Raw genomic sequence first — 17,503 nt, forward strand, 5'->3', positions numbered from 1 at the left:
TGCAGGTTCAGTATCACCCTTGACTGACCGGCATCAGGGCGAGCCTGCTCCCGCAGGGGTGGGCTTAACCCAAAGCAGTGAAATCGCTGGCGTGCAACTCCTGGACACCCACCAGTTGGATTTCGAACTCGGGGGTGGCGTCGGCGTTGACACTGCCCTGGAGAATGCCATTGGCAAAGCGCAGTTGACCGGTGGCGTTGGCAGGGTCGAAGGCGTTGCTGCCGATGAAGGTGAAGGCGTCGACAGTTGCGGTCAGCGGATTGGCGTCCAGGCCGGTGAAATCCAGATGATCGCCCTCGGTGCTCTTGAAACCGTTGATCACATCGCGCAAAGCCCCGACGCTCATGTCCGACAGCGCACTGAACGCGAAGACATCCGTGCCAGTACCACCGGAGAGGTTGTCGGTGCCGGCACCGCCGATCAGCCGGTCATCGCCCGAGCCGCCCACGAGCGAATCGTTGCCCGCACCACCGTTCAAAACGTTCGCGGCGCTGTTGCCCGACAGACTGTCGGCGTAGGCGCTTCCCGTCAGGTTTTCCACGAACTTCAAGGTGTCGAGCCCGGAGCCCGTGGTGTTTTGTTGCGCTGACGTCGACAGGTTTACGGTAACGCCGGACAGCGCGCGTTCAAAGGACACCGTGTCAATGCCATCGCGCCCGTCCAGCACATTGTTGCCGGCTCCGGCGAACAGCGTGTTGTCCAGCGCGTTGCCCGTGCCATTGGCGGCGCCAGTGCTATCGATGTACAGATGCTCGACGTTGTTGCCGAGGGTATAGGCCGCCAGGCTGCTGTGCACAGTGTCGATCCCTCCAGGTGCCACATTGCTGTTGATCTCGATCATGGCGTCATCGGCGTTGTCGACATAGTAGGTGTCGTTGCCATCGCCGCCGCTCATGCTGTCAGCCCCGGCGGCACCATCAAGAACGTTACTGGCGGCATTGCCGGTGATGAAGTTGTGCCGCTCATTGCCGGTGCCGTTGATGTCCGACACGCCGGTGAGCACCAGGTTCTCGAGATTGGCGCCCAGGGTCCAGCTGACGGAGGCCTGCACCGTATCGATCTGCGAGGTCGATGTACTGCTTTCCACCACGCGGTCGAACGCATTGTCGACCACATAGATGTCGTTGCCATTGCCACCGGTCATGGTGTCGGCGCCAAGGGATCCATCCAGTGTGTCGTTGCCCGAACTGCCCACCAGGGTATCGGCCTGGTTGGTGCCGGAAATCATGTTCCGGGCGTTGTCGAAAATGTCCTGCACGCTGTTGTTGTCGTTGGGGTCGCCCTGGAAGCCAAGGTCACCGGCAATGTAGTCGGCCAAACGCTGACCGACGATCTCCGCCGACTCCTCGTGCAGATGCCAGACGTCGTCGGGATACGCCAGCGGATCGACTTCGTGGCGCAAGGGGAGGTCGGTGTAGTCCACCGCCAGCTTGACGTCGGCGCGTTCGGCGGCGATGGCTTCCTGGGCGGCGCGGACATAGCCAGCCCCCTCGACGATGGAGGCAATCTTCTCTTGCGAATAACCACGGGCACGCGCCGCGTCCTGATCGTAGTGACCGGTTTCCATCATGTACACGCTGAAGTTGCCGAACTGGGCATGCAGGTAATCAAACACTTTGAGGGTCGCGGCTTTGTACGCCGCTGCTGCCGCGGCTTTGTCCGTGGCGCGGGCGATCTCCTGGGCGGCTTCCTCGCCCTGGCCCCAAATGATGCCCATGGTGACGTTATTGATCGATTGCAGTTCGCTGAGCTGGTCCCGCAGCAGCGTTACAGCGCGCAACAACGCGGCCCCGGGTTGGTTGGTGTCGGTCAGCCACCAGCACAACTCGAGTTCCCCGGCGCCGAGCGTCGACAGGCCGGTGACCGTACTGCCACCCACCGCGATGTCGATGCCGTTGCCATCGGCATCAGTGAACTGGCTGCGCACGTCGTAGGGGGTGTAGCGGTCCAGGTCGTTGACCAGCATCGAGGTGCCGGACTGACCGTCGTCCTCGGTCATGCGTAGCAGGCGCGCATTGGATTGGCCGAGGGTGGGCAGGTAGAGGATGTCCTGCTGGACGCGCTCGCCGAACACGAAGTCGCTGGCGGTCAGGGTGTTGAGGTAGTTGCCGCTGAGGGCGATTTCAAAACGATTGCCATCGGCATCCGCTTCGGCGGACTTGATGTAGGTCTTGTCGCCGGCCGAGTTGAGGGTGATGTACAACGTGCCATTGTGGCCATCGCCGAGGCCGAGAAAGCCCACGCCCGAAACATCGATCTTGTCGACACCCGCGGTGAAGTCATAAATCGTATCGGTGGCCGTGACCCCGCCGGTGTCGTAGTCGCGGTAGCTGTCGAGTACGTTGCTGTAGCGGAAGGTGTCGGCACCGGCGTCGCCGTACAGCGAGTCGCGTCCGGCGCCGCCGTCGAGCTTATCGTCGCCCGCGCCGCCGCTGAGGCTGTCGTTACCCGCCAGGCCGAGCAGGGTGTCGGCCGAATCGCTACCCAGCAGCGAGTCGCTGGCGCTGGTGCCGGTGATCACACGATTGAAGATGAAGTGGCTGGCGGTCAGGGTGCCGGCGAGGTTGCCCGAGAGAATCAATTCGAAGCGATTGCCGCTGGCATCGGCATCGTAGTCCTTGATGTAGGTGCGGTTGCTGCTGGCGCTGTAGCTGACCTGCAGGGTGCCACCACGGCCATTGCCCATGCCTGTGAAACCGAGGCCGGCGAGGTCGATCTTGTCCTGGGTGACGTCGAAGTCGGTGAGGATGTCATCGAAGCTTGTGGTTGCGTTGCGGTAACTGTCGGACTGAGCGGTGAAACGGAACGTATCGGCGCCGGTGCCGCCTGTGAGTTTGTCGATGCCAGCACCACCCACCAGAATGTCGCCACCGGCCCCGCCATTGATAGTGTCGTTGCCGGCAGCGCCGTAGAAAATCTCGCTGGCGGCGCTGCCCAGCAGGGTGTCGTTGCCGGCCGTACCTTGCACGATGGTCATCGGCACCGTGGCGCTGACGTAGCTGCCGTCGCCATAGATCAGCGTGGCGCCGTTGCTGGTGTGACTGATGGTATTGCCAATAATGGCGTTGCGATCGGTGCCGTCTTCATTGCGCTCTGCAACGCCGTAGGTCGACAGGTTGCTGCCGGTGATGAAGTTGCCCTGGATGGTGTTATCGCTGCCGTTGAAGTACTGGCCGGACACGCCCAGGGTGTCGTCGTAGGACTGGATGATGATCTCCGGGACGGGGTTGCCCAGGGAATTGTTGTTGAGCGTGTTGTCGATGATCTCGACGTGGTTGCTGCCGTAGATGCGGACCCCGGCGCTGGCGTTGTCGTGAATGTCGACGCCGCTGACGGTTACCTCGCTGGACAGTTTGATCAGCACCCCTTCGGCGCCGTTGCCGTACACCTCGCCACCGGTGATGGTGATGTTGCTGGGGGAGGGGATGTCCTCACTGCCGCGCTGCACGACGATGCCAGTGCCGCCGTTGTTGTAGGCAACGTTATTGGTGAGCGTGAAGTCGTGGGTGCTGGTAACGATGTTGAAACCGTGCCGGTCGTTGTCGTAGGCGACGTTGTTTTCGAAAGTGCTGTCGCTGAGGAAGTCGGCAACGAAACCGTCCAGGCCATTGCCGTGGGACACGCTGTTATTGATGACCATGTTCACGGTCTGCTCGTGGGGGTCGAAACCGTATCCGGAGCAATCCTTGATCTCGACGCTGTCGAGGGTGACGTTGGAGTCGTAGCCCGCTTCGCCGGGAATGTAGCCGTTGAACCAACCGTCGATCTTGCCCGTGGTGTTGTCACGGTTGCCGTCGATGGTGAGGTTGCTGACGCCGAAGTCGTGGGTTTGCTCGCCATAGGCGGAGCGGATGACTCCGGTGATCTTGGTGTCGGAGCCGTCAGCCACCTTGACGGTGGTTGCGCCCATGCCGTCGCCGTACAGGTAGACGTTGCTCTTGAGCATCAGGCAGCCGTCGGAGGGTTCCTCACCTCCCGAAACGATGTAAGTTCCGGTCGGCATGTACACCTGCCCCCCGCCTGCAGCGGCCGCCGCATCAATTGCATTTTGTATCGCCGCCGTGTCGTCAGTGATGCCATCTCCTTTGGCGCCAAAATTTTGTACATTGAAAATCATGAGTTTATCTCCGTATCAGGCGAAAACCTCGGTAGTGCCAATATTCAATCGACAGCTACCGTTTTATGACCCAACGGAGCGCAAAAGTTGTGACCGCATATCGGGCAAGCGTCAAAAAACCGAGCCAACTGATTAGCGGTTATGAGATGTTTCGATGAGATAACGTTTTGTTGACGCTCGCTCAAGTAGCGAGGTCGAAGTGGACCAGCCAAAGAATGGGTGGAAGGTGTCTGGAGAGTCCGGGACGATTCAAGTGGGCTCTACGTTTACCCCGAGGTTTAGTGAGATACTGGCACCGTAATACTTCGGACTTCCCTTTTACTGCATGGATTGCACCTCGCTTGAAAACCATAGCGCTTACCTTCGCCTTACTTATTCCTATCGGCACCACGTACTCTCTGCGCATTGAGAAGCCCGAATGATGTTTACCAAGCGGCGCAGCTCCTTGGTGGGATTCATTCTTTTGGCGGTTGGTTTGGTTGGTTTTTCGACCTTGTTACTGCTGACGTCCGAGACCGAACGTCGGGAAACCCGTTTTTCAGAATACGTACAGAACATTTCCGGCATCGTGCGCAACCAACTGGATACCAATGAAGCGGTATTGTCGGGTTTTTCAGCATTTCTCCAGGCCGTCGACCAGAGCGATACGGAAGCAGCAGTTCGTTATGCGGCAGCGGTTTTATCCGCGTACCCTCATATTTACATGCTCGAGGCGGCGAGGGCGGTACCCATTGCCGAGCAGGCTGCCTTTGAAGCACTGTTGAGACGCACCTGGCGTGCGGATTTTGCACTCAAGGATTTCCCGAGCCTCGCTCAACAGCCCGCGCAGCATCAGGTCAATCTCAATGAGACCTGGCCCGTGTTGTTCATGTACCCGCCACTCCCGCAATCCAGTTCGATCTATGGCGTCAGGCTGGAAACCGTTGGGCATCTTTCATATGCACTGGCTCGAACCCGCAGTAATCAGAAGCCCGTCGTATCACCCGTTTTCTCGATGTACGAAGGTGGTAATGCTTACATTCTGATGCAGTCTGTCAATCGGACCGAGGATGCAAGAGAGAGCACACGCCCCAATTTTTTCGGCAGCACGATGTTGTCCTTACTGTTGATCAGAACGGACTCGTTATTGGAAGCCGTGAACGATGCGAACGTCGATCCTTTCGTCCATATCAGCGCTGTTCTGAAAACCGGCGCCGGTTCAGAAAACAACGTGTTTTCCACAGACACAAAGCAGGCAGGTTTTCTGGATCAGCTTTTCCTGCCGCGCCTGACCGATCGGGTCGACATTAAAAACGCTTCACAACCAATGACGTTGCTGTTTGAGCGTCAGTTGCGGTTTGGGGATGTTCTGAGCGCCGAAACGTTGGTGATCCTTGCCGTTTTGGCTGGGGCGCTTGTCCTCATGCCGCTTGTGTTGATTCGGCATTTCAAGGCGATAGAAAGGGCAGAAGTCGAGCACGAACGAGCAACGTACCTGGCAACCCATGACGTACTCACAGAGTTGCCCAACCGCTACCTCTTTGCTGACCGTTTTGAGCAGGCCATTGCCAATTGGAAAGTGAGTGGGAAACAGTTTGCCGTGATGTTGATCGACCTGGATCACTTCAAGGAAATCAACGACGAATGCGGCCATGAAGTAGGCGATCAAGTGCTTCGAACAGTCGCAAATCGCATGCTTCAGGCGACTCGCTCGCGTGACACGGTCGCACGCTATGGCGGGGATGAATTCGTCATTCTGCTTACGGACATTACCAACGCTGAGAGTGCTGAAAAAAAGGCGGAGCGGTTGTTTGAAGCCATCGCGCAGCCAGTCATGACAACCGCTGGAGAGCGATCGCTCTCGTGCAGTATCGGGGTTTCGCTATTTCCTGTTCACGGCCAGAGCCTCGACACTCTGCTGAAGGCGGCGGATCAGTCGATGTATGGCGTCAAACAATTAGGTCGCAAAGGCATTGCAATGACTGAAACGCTAGAGGCCTGATCTGGCGAAGTTTCAGCGATGCTTGACTGAAGCCGAGGTCTATCGAAGGCTTGAATGGAACATTTCGACTAAAGGACGCGACATTTTATGGACATCCCCTTTTCTCAGATCAACGAGCGTTTGAACAATCGCCGATTTACTGTAGCGGATAACGCCAATGGGCTATCCGGTACGGGTACGGTGTTTCATTACCATGTCGAGGAAAGTGCTATTACGAGCACTTACCAAGGTGGCCGGATTCGCATGGGCAATCAAGTCGGCCGGGTGACAGGCCCCGATACCATTGAGCTTCTTTTTCACTGCTTGACCACGGATGGTGAAATGCTTGCCGGCTGGTCTCGGGGCTCGGTAGGCGTTGATCACGCAGGGCGTACCACTCTGACCTTCGTATGGGGTTGGTTGTCAGGCGCGACTGGAGGAGGGGAGTCAAGCTACGTCGAGCTTGCGACGTAGCGGTTAAGGATTTTTAGTAATTTCGCATCCAGCTGTGTCGTAGCCGTTCGGAAATCTCACTCGCTCGCTGCTTCATGCGAAGCACAGGAATGATTCTTCAGCCTTGAGATCAATCTAGATTCCGCGCGGAGTTGGTCAGCGCACGAGAACATTGCAACAGCGCCGGCGCCAGTTGCCGCTCGGCGTCCGCGCGGCTCCAGCGACTGGTGGGTGCTACCACATGCACCGCCGCTACCGGCCGACCGTTAGCCCCCAGCACCGGAGCACCGATGGTCATGTCGCCGAGGAAAAGTTCCTGGGTATTGACTGCATAACCTTGCTCCCGCACCACCTGCAGCGACTCCAGAATCTTGTCGACCTGCGTCAGCGTATGGCTGGTATGGGCGACTCGCTGGCTATTCTCGATTAACACCAACGCTTCATCCTGCGGTAGCGCACTTAAGTAGGCCCTGCCGGACGCTGTGCAATACATCGGCACGCGCGAGCCAATCGGCATATGCACCGGCACAAAACCTGAGCTGACGAAGCGCGCAATGTAGGTCATGTCGTAGCCCGCTGGCTCCGTAAGGCAGGAGGTCTCTCCGGTCAGTCGCGTTAGTTCGGAAAGGAACGGGTTGGCCACTTCGATCAGCGAATGGGCATCCAGGTAACTGAACCCCAGCTCCAGCACCCGTGGTGTCAGTTGGTAATGACGTGTGCGGGAATGTTTCCGAAGGTAACCAAGGCTCTCCAGGGTAAATACCATGCGCTGGGCCGAGCTTTTCGTCATGCCAGCGGCGTCAGCTACCTCTGCAAGGCTCATGCTACGGCGCTGCGCACTGAAAGCCTTGAGCACCGACAGACCTTTTTCCAGGGATTGATTGTGCAAACTGTTGCGTTCTTCGGACATGGCGAACTCGCTGTCAGATCGATCGATTATGGGGAGATTTCTACACCACAAAGCAAAAATAGGCCATTAAATATCGCATATCGATACAATATAATCATTTTACGTATTTTATGAATCGATATTCACTCAAATAGAATCGGAATGGCATGAGGCTTGCGGTTGTTCTCTTGCCGCTAGCGGTATTGACGATCCGTTTTCCTTTTGGAGTAACCCGATGAACAGTCTTTCACCATTGTTTCGCCGCCTCGCCTTCGGTCTATGTGCCACCCTTTGCGTGACCGCCGTGCACGCCGCCAGTGCGACCACGTACAAAGTTGGTGCAACAGCCAGCGGCTCGCCGTTTACCTTCCTCGATATCAAGAGCAATAGCATCCAGGGGGTGATGGTCGATGTCGCCGAAGCGGTGGGCAGGGCCGGGGGCTTCACCAGCCAAATCGAACAGACCAACTTCGCCGCGCTTATTCCCTCCCTAACTTCCGATAAGCTCGACTTCATATCCGCTGGCATGCTGAAAACCGAAGAGCGTACAAAAGTCGTCGACTTCAGTAACCCGGTCTACGCCTACGGAGAAGGCCTGATCATCAGCGCCGATGACAATGCCGCCTACCCCGACCTGAGTCCGCTCAAAGATCAGGTAGTGGGTGTGCAGGCCGGCACCATCTTTTACGACCAGCTCAAAAAGCTCGGCATCTTCAAGGAAATCCGCACCTACGACTCCATTGGCGAGATGGTTCGTGACCTGTCCCTGGGGCGCATCAAGGCCGCTGTTGGTGACCAGCCGGTGGTGGCCTATCAGATCCGGCAGAATCTGTTCAAAGGCGTGAAACTGGCCGCCGACTACAAGCCCACCAATGTCGGCGAGGTTTGCCTGGTGGTGCGCAAGGGCGACACCGAAACCCTGGAGCGATTGAATCAGGCCATCGCCAGCATTAAAGCCGACGGAACCCTGGCCAGTATCCTCAAGAAGTGGGGGCTTGATACCCAGGTGAACCTATGAGCCCCACTGAATTCCTGCAAAGCGCCGTAGATTTTTTACCCATCCTGCTTCAGGGCGCCTGGGTGACTATCCAGATCACCGTACTGTCGTTCCTACTCAGCAGCGCCATTGGCCTGGTGCTGGCGTTGCTCAAGCTGTCGCCGATCCGCGCGCTGTCGGTGGCGGCGAGCACGGTGATCAATGTGATTCGCGGCCTGCCGATCATCGTGCAGCTGTTTTACATTTACTTCGTGCTGCCGGACATGGGTGTGCACCTCACTGCCTTCCAGGCCGGGGTGATCGGCATGGGTATCGCCTATTCAGCCTATCAAGCCGAGAACTTTCGTACCGGTATCATCGCAGTGGAGCAAGGACAGCGCGAAGCCGCCGAAGCCTTGGGAATGCGCTCGGTACTGATGATGCGCCGCGTGATTCTGCCCCAGGCATTCCGTATCGCCTTGCCACCCTATGGCAACACCTTGGTGATGATGCTCAAGGACTCATCACTGGTATCCACTATTACCGTCGCCGAGATGACCCGCCAAGGGCAATTGATTGCCTCATCCACCTTTCAGAATATGACTGTTTACACCCTGGTAGCGCTGCTTTACCTGCTGATGAGCCTGCCGTTGGTGTATGGCCTGCGTCGTATGGAACAGCATCTGGGTCGGAGGAAAAAAGCATGATCGAGATTCGACAGCTGCAGAAACATTACGGCAACCACCGCGTACTGCACGGAGTAGATCTGGACGTGGCCAAGGGTGAAGTGGTGTGTCTGATTGGCCCTTCTGGTTCGGGCAAATCCACGCTGCTGCGCTGCATCAATGCACTGGAAACCTACGACGGCGGCGCCATCACAGTGTTCGGCGAAACCGTGCAACGGAGCAGTAAAACCGTGCACGCGCTACGAAGTCGCATGGGTATGGTGTTCCAACGTTTCAACCTGTTTCCCCATCGCACCGTGTTGGAAAACGTCATGGAAGGGCCGGTATACGTCAAAGGTGAGTCACCCACTCAAGCACATGAAGAAGCCCTGGCCTTACTGGAGAAAGTTGGCCTGTCGGCAAAGGCGGAGTCCTACCCGGAACAACTCTCCGGCGGCCAGCAACAACGGGTGGCCATCGCACGCGCCTTGGCTATGAAGCCCGAAGCCATGCTGTTCGACGAACCTACCTCGGCCCTCGACCCTGAGCTGGTAGGCGACGTGCTGGAAGTCATGCGTACGCTGGCGGATGAAGGCATGACCATGATCGTGGTCACCCATGAAATGGGCTTTGCCCGCGAAGTGGCCGACCGCGTGTGTTTCCTCCATGGCGGCTACATCGTTGAAAGCGGCCCGGCGGAGCAAGTCCTGGGCAATCCGCAGCAACCGCGAACCCAAGACTTTTTGCGCCGGGTACTGCATCCGACCGCCAGCACCCGGAGCCTTTCATGAAGTCACTATGGGCAGCGACTGCGCCGTCAGCCGTACCGACGCCTGCGTTGAGCGAATCGTTGAAGGTGGATGTGGCGATTGTGGGAGCGGGGTATACCGGCTTGTCGACGGCCCTGCACCTGGCTGAGAAGGGAGTAAGCGTCTGTGTACTGGAGGCCAATGAACCTGGCTGGGGCGCTTCGGGCCGTAATGGTGGACAGGTCAACCCGACGTTGAAATACGATCCGGATCAACTGGTGCAGATTTACGGCGCTGAGCGCGCTGAACCCTTGATCGATACTGTGTCGAGCTCCGCTGACCTGGTGTTCAATTTGATCGAGCGGCATGAGATTGATTGCGCGCCAGTGCGAAAGGGATGGATGCAGGTTTCCTACTCGGACAAAGGCGTAGCCGGGCTGCATGCCCGTGCGGACCAGTGGGCCCGGCGTGGTGTGCCAGTGCAGTGTTTGGAGGCGAGGGCAGTGGCTACGCGCATGGGCAGTGAAGCTTTTGCCGGCGGTTGGCTGGATGGCCGGGCTGGGGCAATTCAGCCTTTGGCTTACGCACGCGGGTTAGTGCGTGCGGCGCTGGCCGCAGGTGTGCGGATTCATGGCCAGAGTGCCGTGACTGAGTTGCAGCGCCAAGGCTCTGGGTGGCAATTGCAGACCACTTGCGGCGCACAAGTAACGGCGGATCAGGTGGTACTGGCAACCAACGGGTACAGCAGCAACCTGTGGCCGGGTATGGCGCAGAGCATATTGGCTGCCAATAGTTTTATCGTCGCTACCAAACCGCTGAGTGGGTCTGTTGCCGAAAGTATTTTGCCAGGACAGGAAACAGTTTCTACGGCGCAACGATTACTACTGTATTTCCGTAAGGATGCCTACGGTCGTCTGTTGATGGGCGGACGAGGGTTGTTCAACGATCCTACTGGGCCGACAGACTTTGCTCACCTGGAGCGCTCGCTGGCATTGCTGTTTCCGCAGTTGGGGCCATTGGAATTTGAGTATCACTGGGCTGGCCGGATCGCGATCACTCGAGATTTCATGCCCCATGTTCATGAGCCGGCGCCTGGGCTGACCTTGGCGCTTGGGTGTAATGGCCGGGGGATCGCTCTGTGTACCAGCCTTGGGCAGCAGTTGGCTGGGCGCTTGTGTGATAGCCGCGCGGCGTTTGCGTATCCGGTGTCGCAATTGCAGCGGCTGCCATTACATGGGTTGCAGAGGTTCTATATTGGCGCGGGAGTGGCTTGGTATAGCTTGTTGGATCGGTTGAATGTGAGTTGAGGGATTCTCTATTGCGGATGTCGAGGCCTGATCGTTCGTACCCGGGACGATCAGGATCAACGCCATCGCCAAGCTGTTTTGTGCCACATAGCAATGCGGAGGAGGAAGCGTGATGGATTCCCCGATACACGATTTAACATAATATACATTACACGTAATGTGATATTGCCAGATTGACCCCGACATACACAGATCTTGAAGCACGCAACCACCTCATCCTCGCGTCAGCTTTTCGATCAATGCCCAATGCTCAGGAAACTGCTGTCCGAGCTTTTGCCGGTCACCCATTTCCATATCCGCGAAATCAAAGCCTGGTGAAACCGCTTCACTGATCAAGCCGAATCCTGCCGCGCCGTGCATCACCAGCGAAGCTTTCCAGATGCCACCGGGCACGTGTAGCTGCAAGCATTGTCCGGCGAGAACGTCGTGACCCATCACGATGGTTTTCAATGTGCCGTCCGGAAAAATCAGCCTGTACTGAATCGGATCGCCCAGATGATAGTAATGAACGATGTCTGACTGGTTGAGATGGAAATGACCTATTGGAGAATCCTGGGTCAACAGATAGAAAATCGACGTCATGCAATGTCGTTGGCCAGCGGACGTCAGGATCATGTGCTGGTCGTCCGATTGGTAGGTTCTGCGAAAGAAACCACCTTCGATATGGGGCTCAAGGCCCAGGGCTTTGATCAGCCCTGCAATTTTTGGGGGGCGTTGAGTCATCTTGCCTCCTTGCCGTTGATTCGCGATTTTATTGGTATATTCAATGCCTTTGACAACATAACTCGACTAAATAGTGCTTTAGTCGAGTTGGCTTTTATCCTGGCCGGCACCCTGTCCCACCGTTTGCTGCCCCCGCCAGTTTCTCATGGCTGGCTTCGGTATCACAGTGTGTCGGCACGACACCTCGATACACAGACTTTCATCCGGCCTGCAATTGGACACAGCCCGGATACGTTGCCGCGCTTCAATGCATGCAAGGTTTGAAGGGGCTCGGACGGAACCCCTGACCCCTGGCTGGTAAAGGAGATATCCCATGAAGATGGCACTGCGCAACAGCAACCCCGGCAAGACATGCCGCCACCTGGTCGGCCCTTCTATCTTCGCGCTGACGCTGTTCGGCGTCCTCGGCGCGGCCCACGCACAAACGGCGGCCACCACCGCGCAGCCGGCGGTGGCCCCGGCCGGTACCACCCAATCGGCGCCCTCGCCCTTTGGCCCGCTCAAGCATGTCAACGCCGGACTGCTGGACGTGGCGTACGCCGAAACAGGCCCGGCCAACGGGCCGGTGGTGATCCTTCTGCACGGCTGGCCGTATGACATTCACAGCTATGACGAGGTTGCGCCGTTGCTGGCCGCCAAGGGCTATCGGGTGCTGATGCCCTATGCCCGGGGTTATGGCGATACGCATTTCCTGTCCGACAAAACACTGCGCAATGGCCAACCCGCTGCGCTGGCCAGTGATGTCATCGATTTCATGGATGCCCTGAAGATCAAGCAAGCGGTGCTCGGTGGCTACGACTGGGGTGCGCGTTCGGCCGACATTGTCTCGGCACTATGGCCGGAACGGGTCAAGGCACTGGTCTCGGTCAGCGGGTATCTGATCGGCAATCAGGCCGCCGGAAAGAACCCGCTGCCACCCAAGGCGGAATTGCAGTGGTGGTATCAGTTCTACTTCGCCACTGACCGTGGCCGCGCCGGTTACGAGAAGAACACCCACGACTTCGCCAAATTGATCTGGCAACTGGCTTCGCCGAAATGGGCATTCGATGACGCCACCTTCGACCGCAGTGCCAAGGCGCTGGACAACCCCGACCATGTCGATATTACCGTGTTCAACTACCGCTGGCGCCTGGGTCTGATCCAGGGCGAGAGCCGATACGAAGCGCTGGAGCAGAAACTGGCCACGGCACCGTCCATCAGCGTGCCGACCATTACCCTTGAAGGCGATGCCAACGGTGCGCCGCACCCTGCCCCCGAGGATTACGCCAAGCGCTTCACCGGCCAATACGAGTTCCGGCTGATTAACGGCGGCATTGGCCACAACCTGCCGCAGGAAGATCCGCAGGCGTTTGCCAAGGCTGTGATCGATGCGGACCATCTTTGAGGTCTGATCCGGCATTCGCCTGCTGTTGCCCCACCTTCGTGGGCACGGTCCCTTGTAGGAGCCAGCTTGCTGGCGTTGGTCGTAAACGATAACGCGTGTGAACTGGATAAACGCGGTGCACTTGAGTCCATCGCCGGCAAGCCGGCTCCTACAGGTATTGCTGCGGCAAACATGAGCTATCTTTTCAGCAGCCCACCTGCATCAGGTGATCGCCATCCAGTAAGGACGCTTTATGATTCGTTTGCCCCGGCGCCATGCCGTCTTTGCGTTGACCTTCGTCAGCGTGCTCACCGCCACCCCCCTGCTGGGTGCCCAGGGCAAAGCGCTCGAAGCCACCGTTGCCGGCTCGGTCGCAGGTCCCGTGGCAGGCACCAAAGTAACCGAACCGTATGTGCGCATGATGGCGCGCGAGGCGTATTTCTGGGCCTGGCCTATGGCCAACATCTTCAATCGTCGCCAGGCGTTCAAAAACCTGCCCGAGCCCGGCTTGATGGGTGGCATCGTACCCGTGGCCCCGATCAATCGGCTGTCGATGCTCAGTGACTACATCGACCCGGCCGAGCGACTGGTGGCCTGCCCAAACCAGGACGTGGTGTACGGCGCAGGCAGCATCGCCCTGGACCTTGAGCCGGTGGTGCTGCAAGTACCGGACTTCGACGGCCGCTTCTGGGTGTACCAGGTGGTCGACCTGCGCTCCGACAGCTTCGCCGAGATGGGCAAGATGTATAACACCCAACCGGGTTTCTACCTGCTGGTCGGCCCGGACTGGAACGGCAAGGTGCCGCCCGGCATCAAGCGTGTGTACCGGGCACGAACGAACACCGGGTTCGTGATCCCCCGGGTATTCCAGGACGACACCGCGGCCGACCGCCAGGCCGTGCAGCCGGCATTGTCGGGCATCGACATGTACCCGCTGTCGCAATACGACGGCAAGATGAAGAAGCGCAACTGGGCCAGGCTGCCGAAATTCCCGGCCCAGGCTTCTGATGGCAACGCGGAAACCAAATGGGTGGCGCCGGAGAAATTCTTCGACGAACTGCCGGCCCTGCTCAAGGACGCCAAGCCATTGCCGGGCGAAGAAGTCCGCTACGCGCAAATGGCCGCCCTCGCGGCCGTCGCCAAGGCCGATCCGCAACTTCGCGCCGCGATGATCGATGAGGCGAGAAAGGCCGACAGCGAAGTGATCGACCCGCTGTTGCAGTTCCGTAACTACGGCCTGCAATTGCCCGATCACTGGAGCACGGTGAGCAACGGCGCAGCGTTCGGCACCGACTATTTCACCCGTACCGCCGTCGCGCGCTCGAACATATTCGTCAATCAGCAGAAAGAGACCAAATACTTCTATCAGGACCTGGATGAGAACGGCCTGCGTCTCAACGGCCGGTACGGCTACAGCGTTACGTTCGCCAAAGGCAAGCTGCCGCCGGTCAAGGGGTTCTGGTCGCTGACGCTGTACAACGAACAGCACTTCTTCTCGCCGAACGAGCTCAAGCGTTACTCCATCGGCACCAAGAACAAATCTCTGCAAACCAACCCTGACGGCTCGCTGACCATTTACGTGCAAAGCGAATCACCGGGCAAGGACAAGGAAAGCAACTGGCTGCCCTCGCCCAAGGACGCCAGCTTCTCGTTGTACATCCGGGCTTACTGGCCGGAATCCGACGTACTCGACGGCGACTGGACCCCACCGGCGGTGGTGAAAACCAAATGAACAGGACCTGAAAAGAGGAAGTACTCAGATTTCGCGTCCGACACAGTTCAACTGTGGGAGCGAGCCTGCTCGCGATGGCGGCGATGTGGCGCGAGTGATTGTGTAGAGGCGACTGAATAGGTTCGCCTGGTACTGTAAACCGGATGTCGGCTACGAGTAATGGATCTCACTCAAGTCGATCGACACCAGCAACGCCTCTTTGTTGACCTGCCCATCGGCCTTGCGCCGATAGGCTCGCCGCTTGCCCGGCATGCGCAATCCGTCGGCTTCGACGTAATCATGAACCAGCTGGGCAGCGGGCATGCCGCCGCTCACATCGACGTTGTAGTCGTGGCGGCGCAGCAGAAAGTCATCGCCGAAATAGAAGTCCTGGATGGCGCTGTGGGTTGCGATGCTGTCGGGAAATTGCACCCGCAAATGCCGCCAGCGCTCGGCGCCCTCTTGCAAGGGCTCGATTTCCTCGCAGGTGACGCCCGGCAAGGTGAACAGGAAGGGCATGGTCAGGTAGGACCACATCGCATAGCCGTTGAAGTAGGCCCGGTGCAACGGGTCCCAGGCCGTGTGCTCCCCATGGCCCTTGAAGGATGCCCGGGGTGCCTGGCGCTCGGCAATCACCTTGCCCGCGGTATTCTCGATGGCGATTCGGTTCGGCGTATAGGCCGTGAATTGCTCCGGTGAGCCGAAAGGTCTCACCGAGGCTCTTTGTTCATGCAGCCACACGGTCATCTGGCGTGGCGCGCTGTCCTGGGTCAACCCTTTCATGCCCCAGAGCGAGCCGCCGGTGACGATCGTGGCGCAGACCTTATTGAAACTGTTCCAGCGCACCAGGCCGCCATGGGCAGTCAGCACCTGGTCCAGCAATTCGCGATCCTGTGCAGACATGATTGCGTCCCCTCCTCGCCCTGTAGCGCTTGCGTCATTACCAGAATAATCGATAGTCGGCCGCATGCAGGACCGGGCCGATGGACAGCCGTATTGAGGTTCAAACCACTTTGCGCACCCGGCATCAAAGACAGCACACCGATTCAATGTTCCCGACCCGATCTACGTAACCATGAGGACCTCACTCCCCCCCGGTAAGGACAGTGTCATGGCCATTGCAAAGGCAGTACCTGGTAAAACCCTGCCCCTATGATCCTTTCCCCGCAAGACTCCAGGGCGGCCATTGCCCTGTGCTTCTGCCTGTTGGCCACCCACGCACTGGCCGAGGAGTCAGCACAAGTCCCGGAAGGATTTTTCGAAGGCGCAACGCTTGGCGTGCTCAGCCGAAACTTCTATCTGAACAGCGACTATCGATCCCCCTCGCCGACCGGCAAGAGCTACAAGGCCGAATGGGCTCAAGGTTTCATCAGCGCTTTTGAATCCGGTTTCACGCCGGGCACAGTTGGTTTCGGCCTTGATGCCCATGCCTTTGTCGGACTCAAGCTCGATGGCGGCAAGGGCCATTCCGGGACCGGATTGCTGCCGGTGGACAGTGACGGCCGCAGCGAAAACAACTACTCCAGCGCTGGCGGCGCGATCAAGCTCAAGGCATCGAACACCACCCTGGCGTTTGGCGAGATGGAGGTCGAATCCCCGGTATTCGACACCGCGGACAAACGCCTGCAGCCGGAGTACGCCACCGGTTTTCTGCTCAACAGCCGCGAAATCGATGGCATGAACCTGCAAGCCGGTCACTTCACAGCGTTCAAGAATCAGGACAGTGCGTCAGGCAAGGGCAACTTTTTCGGTTATGGCGCCAACACCGAGGCCGGCGGCATTTCGTTTGTTGGCGCCGACCTGTTTACCCAAAGTCCTATCGGCGGTGCCCTGTATGCCTCGGAGCTGACCGATACCTGGCATCAGTACTACGGCAACCTGCACTTCAAGCAGTCCGAGGTGTTCCTCGACGCCAACCTCTATCACACCCGGGACACTGGCCAGGCGCTGGTCGGTGCCATCGACAACACCGCGTACAGCCTGTCCGGCAGATACACGATCGGCGCCCATGGTTTCACCCTGGCCTATCAGAAAATCGACGGTGATACGCCATTCGATTTTGTCGGTGGCGACTCCATCTATCTCGCCAACTCGATCAAGTACGCCGACTTCAACGGCGCCCGCGAACGCTCCTGGCAGGTTCGTTACGACCTGGACCTGGCCACCTTCGGCATACCCGGCCTGAAGTTCATGACCCGCTACGTCACCGGCGACCAGATCGACGGCACCCATGCGCCGCAAGGCGGGGCCTACAACCCGTTCGACCCGGCGACCGGCACCTTCGTGCCGCAACAAGGTGAAGGGGGCAAACACTGGGAGCGCGACATCGACCTGCACTACATCGTGCAGTCCGGGGAGGCCAAGGGCTTGTCGCTGCAACTGTCCCATGTGTCGCACCGAGCGAATGCGGCCCAGGCTGGCGACGACATCGACCGGGTGTACGTGGTTATCCAGTACCCGCTGGGCTTCGGGCCGTTCTGAGCGGAAAGTGGCGGAAGGCAGCCGGAGTCGAACCTGCCCGGGAACGGATGCCGTCCCCAACCGGGTTTGAAGCCCGGCCGCGCCACCGGGCGCGATTGCCTTCCTTGAG

13 protein-coding genes and 1 tRNA gene are annotated in these 17,503 nt (G+C 58.6%); 9 read left to right on the forward strand and 5 right to left on the reverse strand.

The window, feature by feature from the left end; genetic code table 11:
• Positions 1-64: 64 nt before the first annotated feature.
• Positions 65-4,117, reverse strand: coding sequence for a glycosyl hydrolase family 28-related protein (locus AC3IX1_RS13700; RefSeq protein ID WP_489388620.1), 4,053 nt, complete (start codon positions 4,115-4,117; stop codon positions 65-67).
• A gap of 421 nt (positions 4,118-4,538) precedes the next feature.
• Between AC3IX1_RS13700 and AC3IX1_RS13705 the strand changes: the two genes are divergently transcribed.
• Both AC3IX1_RS13705 and AC3IX1_RS13710 read left to right on the forward strand, forming a co-directional pair.
• Entirely contained in the window at positions 4,539-6,098 is a 1,560-nt protein-coding gene (locus AC3IX1_RS13705; RefSeq protein WP_489388743.1) for a diguanylate cyclase domain-containing protein, read from the forward strand.
• An 87-nt stretch (positions 6,099-6,185) separates the two neighbouring features.
• Positions 6,186-6,551 carry an avidin-fold protein gene (locus AC3IX1_RS13710; RefSeq protein WP_489388621.1) on the forward strand — a complete coding sequence of 122 codons (366 nt, stop codon included), beginning with the start codon at positions 6,186-6,188 and terminating at the stop codon, positions 6,549-6,551.
• A gap of 109 nt (positions 6,552-6,660) precedes the next feature.
• Here AC3IX1_RS13710 and AC3IX1_RS13715 read toward each other — a convergent pair whose 3' ends face one another.
• Positions 6,661-7,440 (reverse strand): IclR family transcriptional regulator, encoded by a 780-nt coding sequence (locus AC3IX1_RS13715; protein WP_116265395.1) that lies wholly within the window; start codon positions 7,438-7,440, stop codon positions 6,661-6,663.
• A 214-nt stretch (positions 7,441-7,654) separates the two neighbouring features.
• Here AC3IX1_RS13715 and AC3IX1_RS13720 point away from each other — a divergent pair, with 214 nt between their 5' ends.
• Genes AC3IX1_RS13720 through AC3IX1_RS13735 form a run of 4 tightly spaced genes read left to right on the forward strand, consistent with a single transcriptional unit; the run spans position 7,655 to position 11,116 of the window.
• Positions 7,655-8,437, forward strand: coding sequence for an ABC transporter substrate-binding protein (locus AC3IX1_RS13720; RefSeq protein WP_489388622.1), 783 nt, complete (start codon positions 7,655-7,657; stop codon positions 8,435-8,437).
• Entirely contained in the window at positions 8,434-9,102 is a 669-nt protein-coding gene (locus AC3IX1_RS13725) for an amino acid ABC transporter permease (protein WP_116265397.1), read from the forward strand. The genes AC3IX1_RS13720 and AC3IX1_RS13725 overlap by 4 nt, the downstream gene beginning before the upstream one ends.
• The gene (locus tag AC3IX1_RS13730; RefSeq protein WP_489388623.1) at positions 9,099-9,851 is read left to right on the forward strand and encodes an amino acid ABC transporter ATP-binding protein; all 753 of its coding nucleotides are present in this window, start codon (positions 9,099-9,101) and stop codon (positions 9,849-9,851) included. Before AC3IX1_RS13725 ends, AC3IX1_RS13730 begins: the two co-directional genes overlap by 4 nt.
• On the forward strand, positions 9,848-11,116 hold the full coding sequence (locus AC3IX1_RS13735) for an NAD(P)/FAD-dependent oxidoreductase (protein WP_489388624.1): 1,269 nt from the start codon (positions 9,848-9,850) through the stop codon (positions 11,114-11,116). Before AC3IX1_RS13730 ends, AC3IX1_RS13735 begins: the two co-directional genes overlap by 4 nt.
• Positions 11,117-11,329: 213 nt before the next feature.
• Here AC3IX1_RS13735 and AC3IX1_RS13740 read toward each other — a convergent pair whose 3' ends face one another.
• Positions 11,330-11,839: a cupin domain-containing protein gene (locus tag AC3IX1_RS13740; protein WP_489388625.1), complete on the reverse strand. Its 510-nt coding sequence runs from the start codon at positions 11,837-11,839 to the stop codon at positions 11,330-11,332.
• A 313-nt stretch (positions 11,840-12,152) separates the two neighbouring features.
• Between AC3IX1_RS13740 and AC3IX1_RS13745 the strand changes: the two genes are divergently transcribed.
• Entirely contained in the window at positions 12,153-13,223 is a 1,071-nt protein-coding gene (locus AC3IX1_RS13745; protein ID WP_489388626.1) for an alpha/beta fold hydrolase, read from the forward strand.
• 232 nt (positions 13,224-13,455) lie between these two features.
• Complete coding sequence (locus tag AC3IX1_RS13750; protein ID WP_489388627.1) at positions 13,456-14,934, forward strand: DUF1254 domain-containing protein; 1,479 nt, start codon at positions 13,456-13,458, stop codon at positions 14,932-14,934.
• Between the two features lie 150 nt (positions 14,935-15,084).
• Here AC3IX1_RS13750 and AC3IX1_RS13755 read toward each other — a convergent pair whose 3' ends face one another.
• Positions 15,085-15,816 carry a hypothetical protein gene (locus AC3IX1_RS13755; protein ID WP_489388628.1) on the reverse strand — a complete coding sequence of 244 codons (732 nt, stop codon included), beginning with the start codon at positions 15,814-15,816 and terminating at the stop codon, positions 15,085-15,087.
• Between the two features lie 249 nt (positions 15,817-16,065).
• On the opposite strand from AC3IX1_RS13755, the gene AC3IX1_RS13760 reads away from it, so the two are divergent.
• Entirely contained in the window at positions 16,066-17,394 is a 1,329-nt protein-coding gene (locus tag AC3IX1_RS13760) for an OprD family porin (protein WP_489388629.1), read from the forward strand.
• 8 nt (positions 17,395-17,402) lie between these two features.
• Here the strand turns inward: AC3IX1_RS13760 and AC3IX1_RS13765 are convergent.
• Positions 17,403-17,498, reverse strand: a tRNA-Sec gene (locus tag AC3IX1_RS13765).
• Positions 17,499-17,503 lie beyond the last annotated feature (5 nt).

The organism is Pseudomonas sp. KH_046_2 (assembly GCF_057838985.1).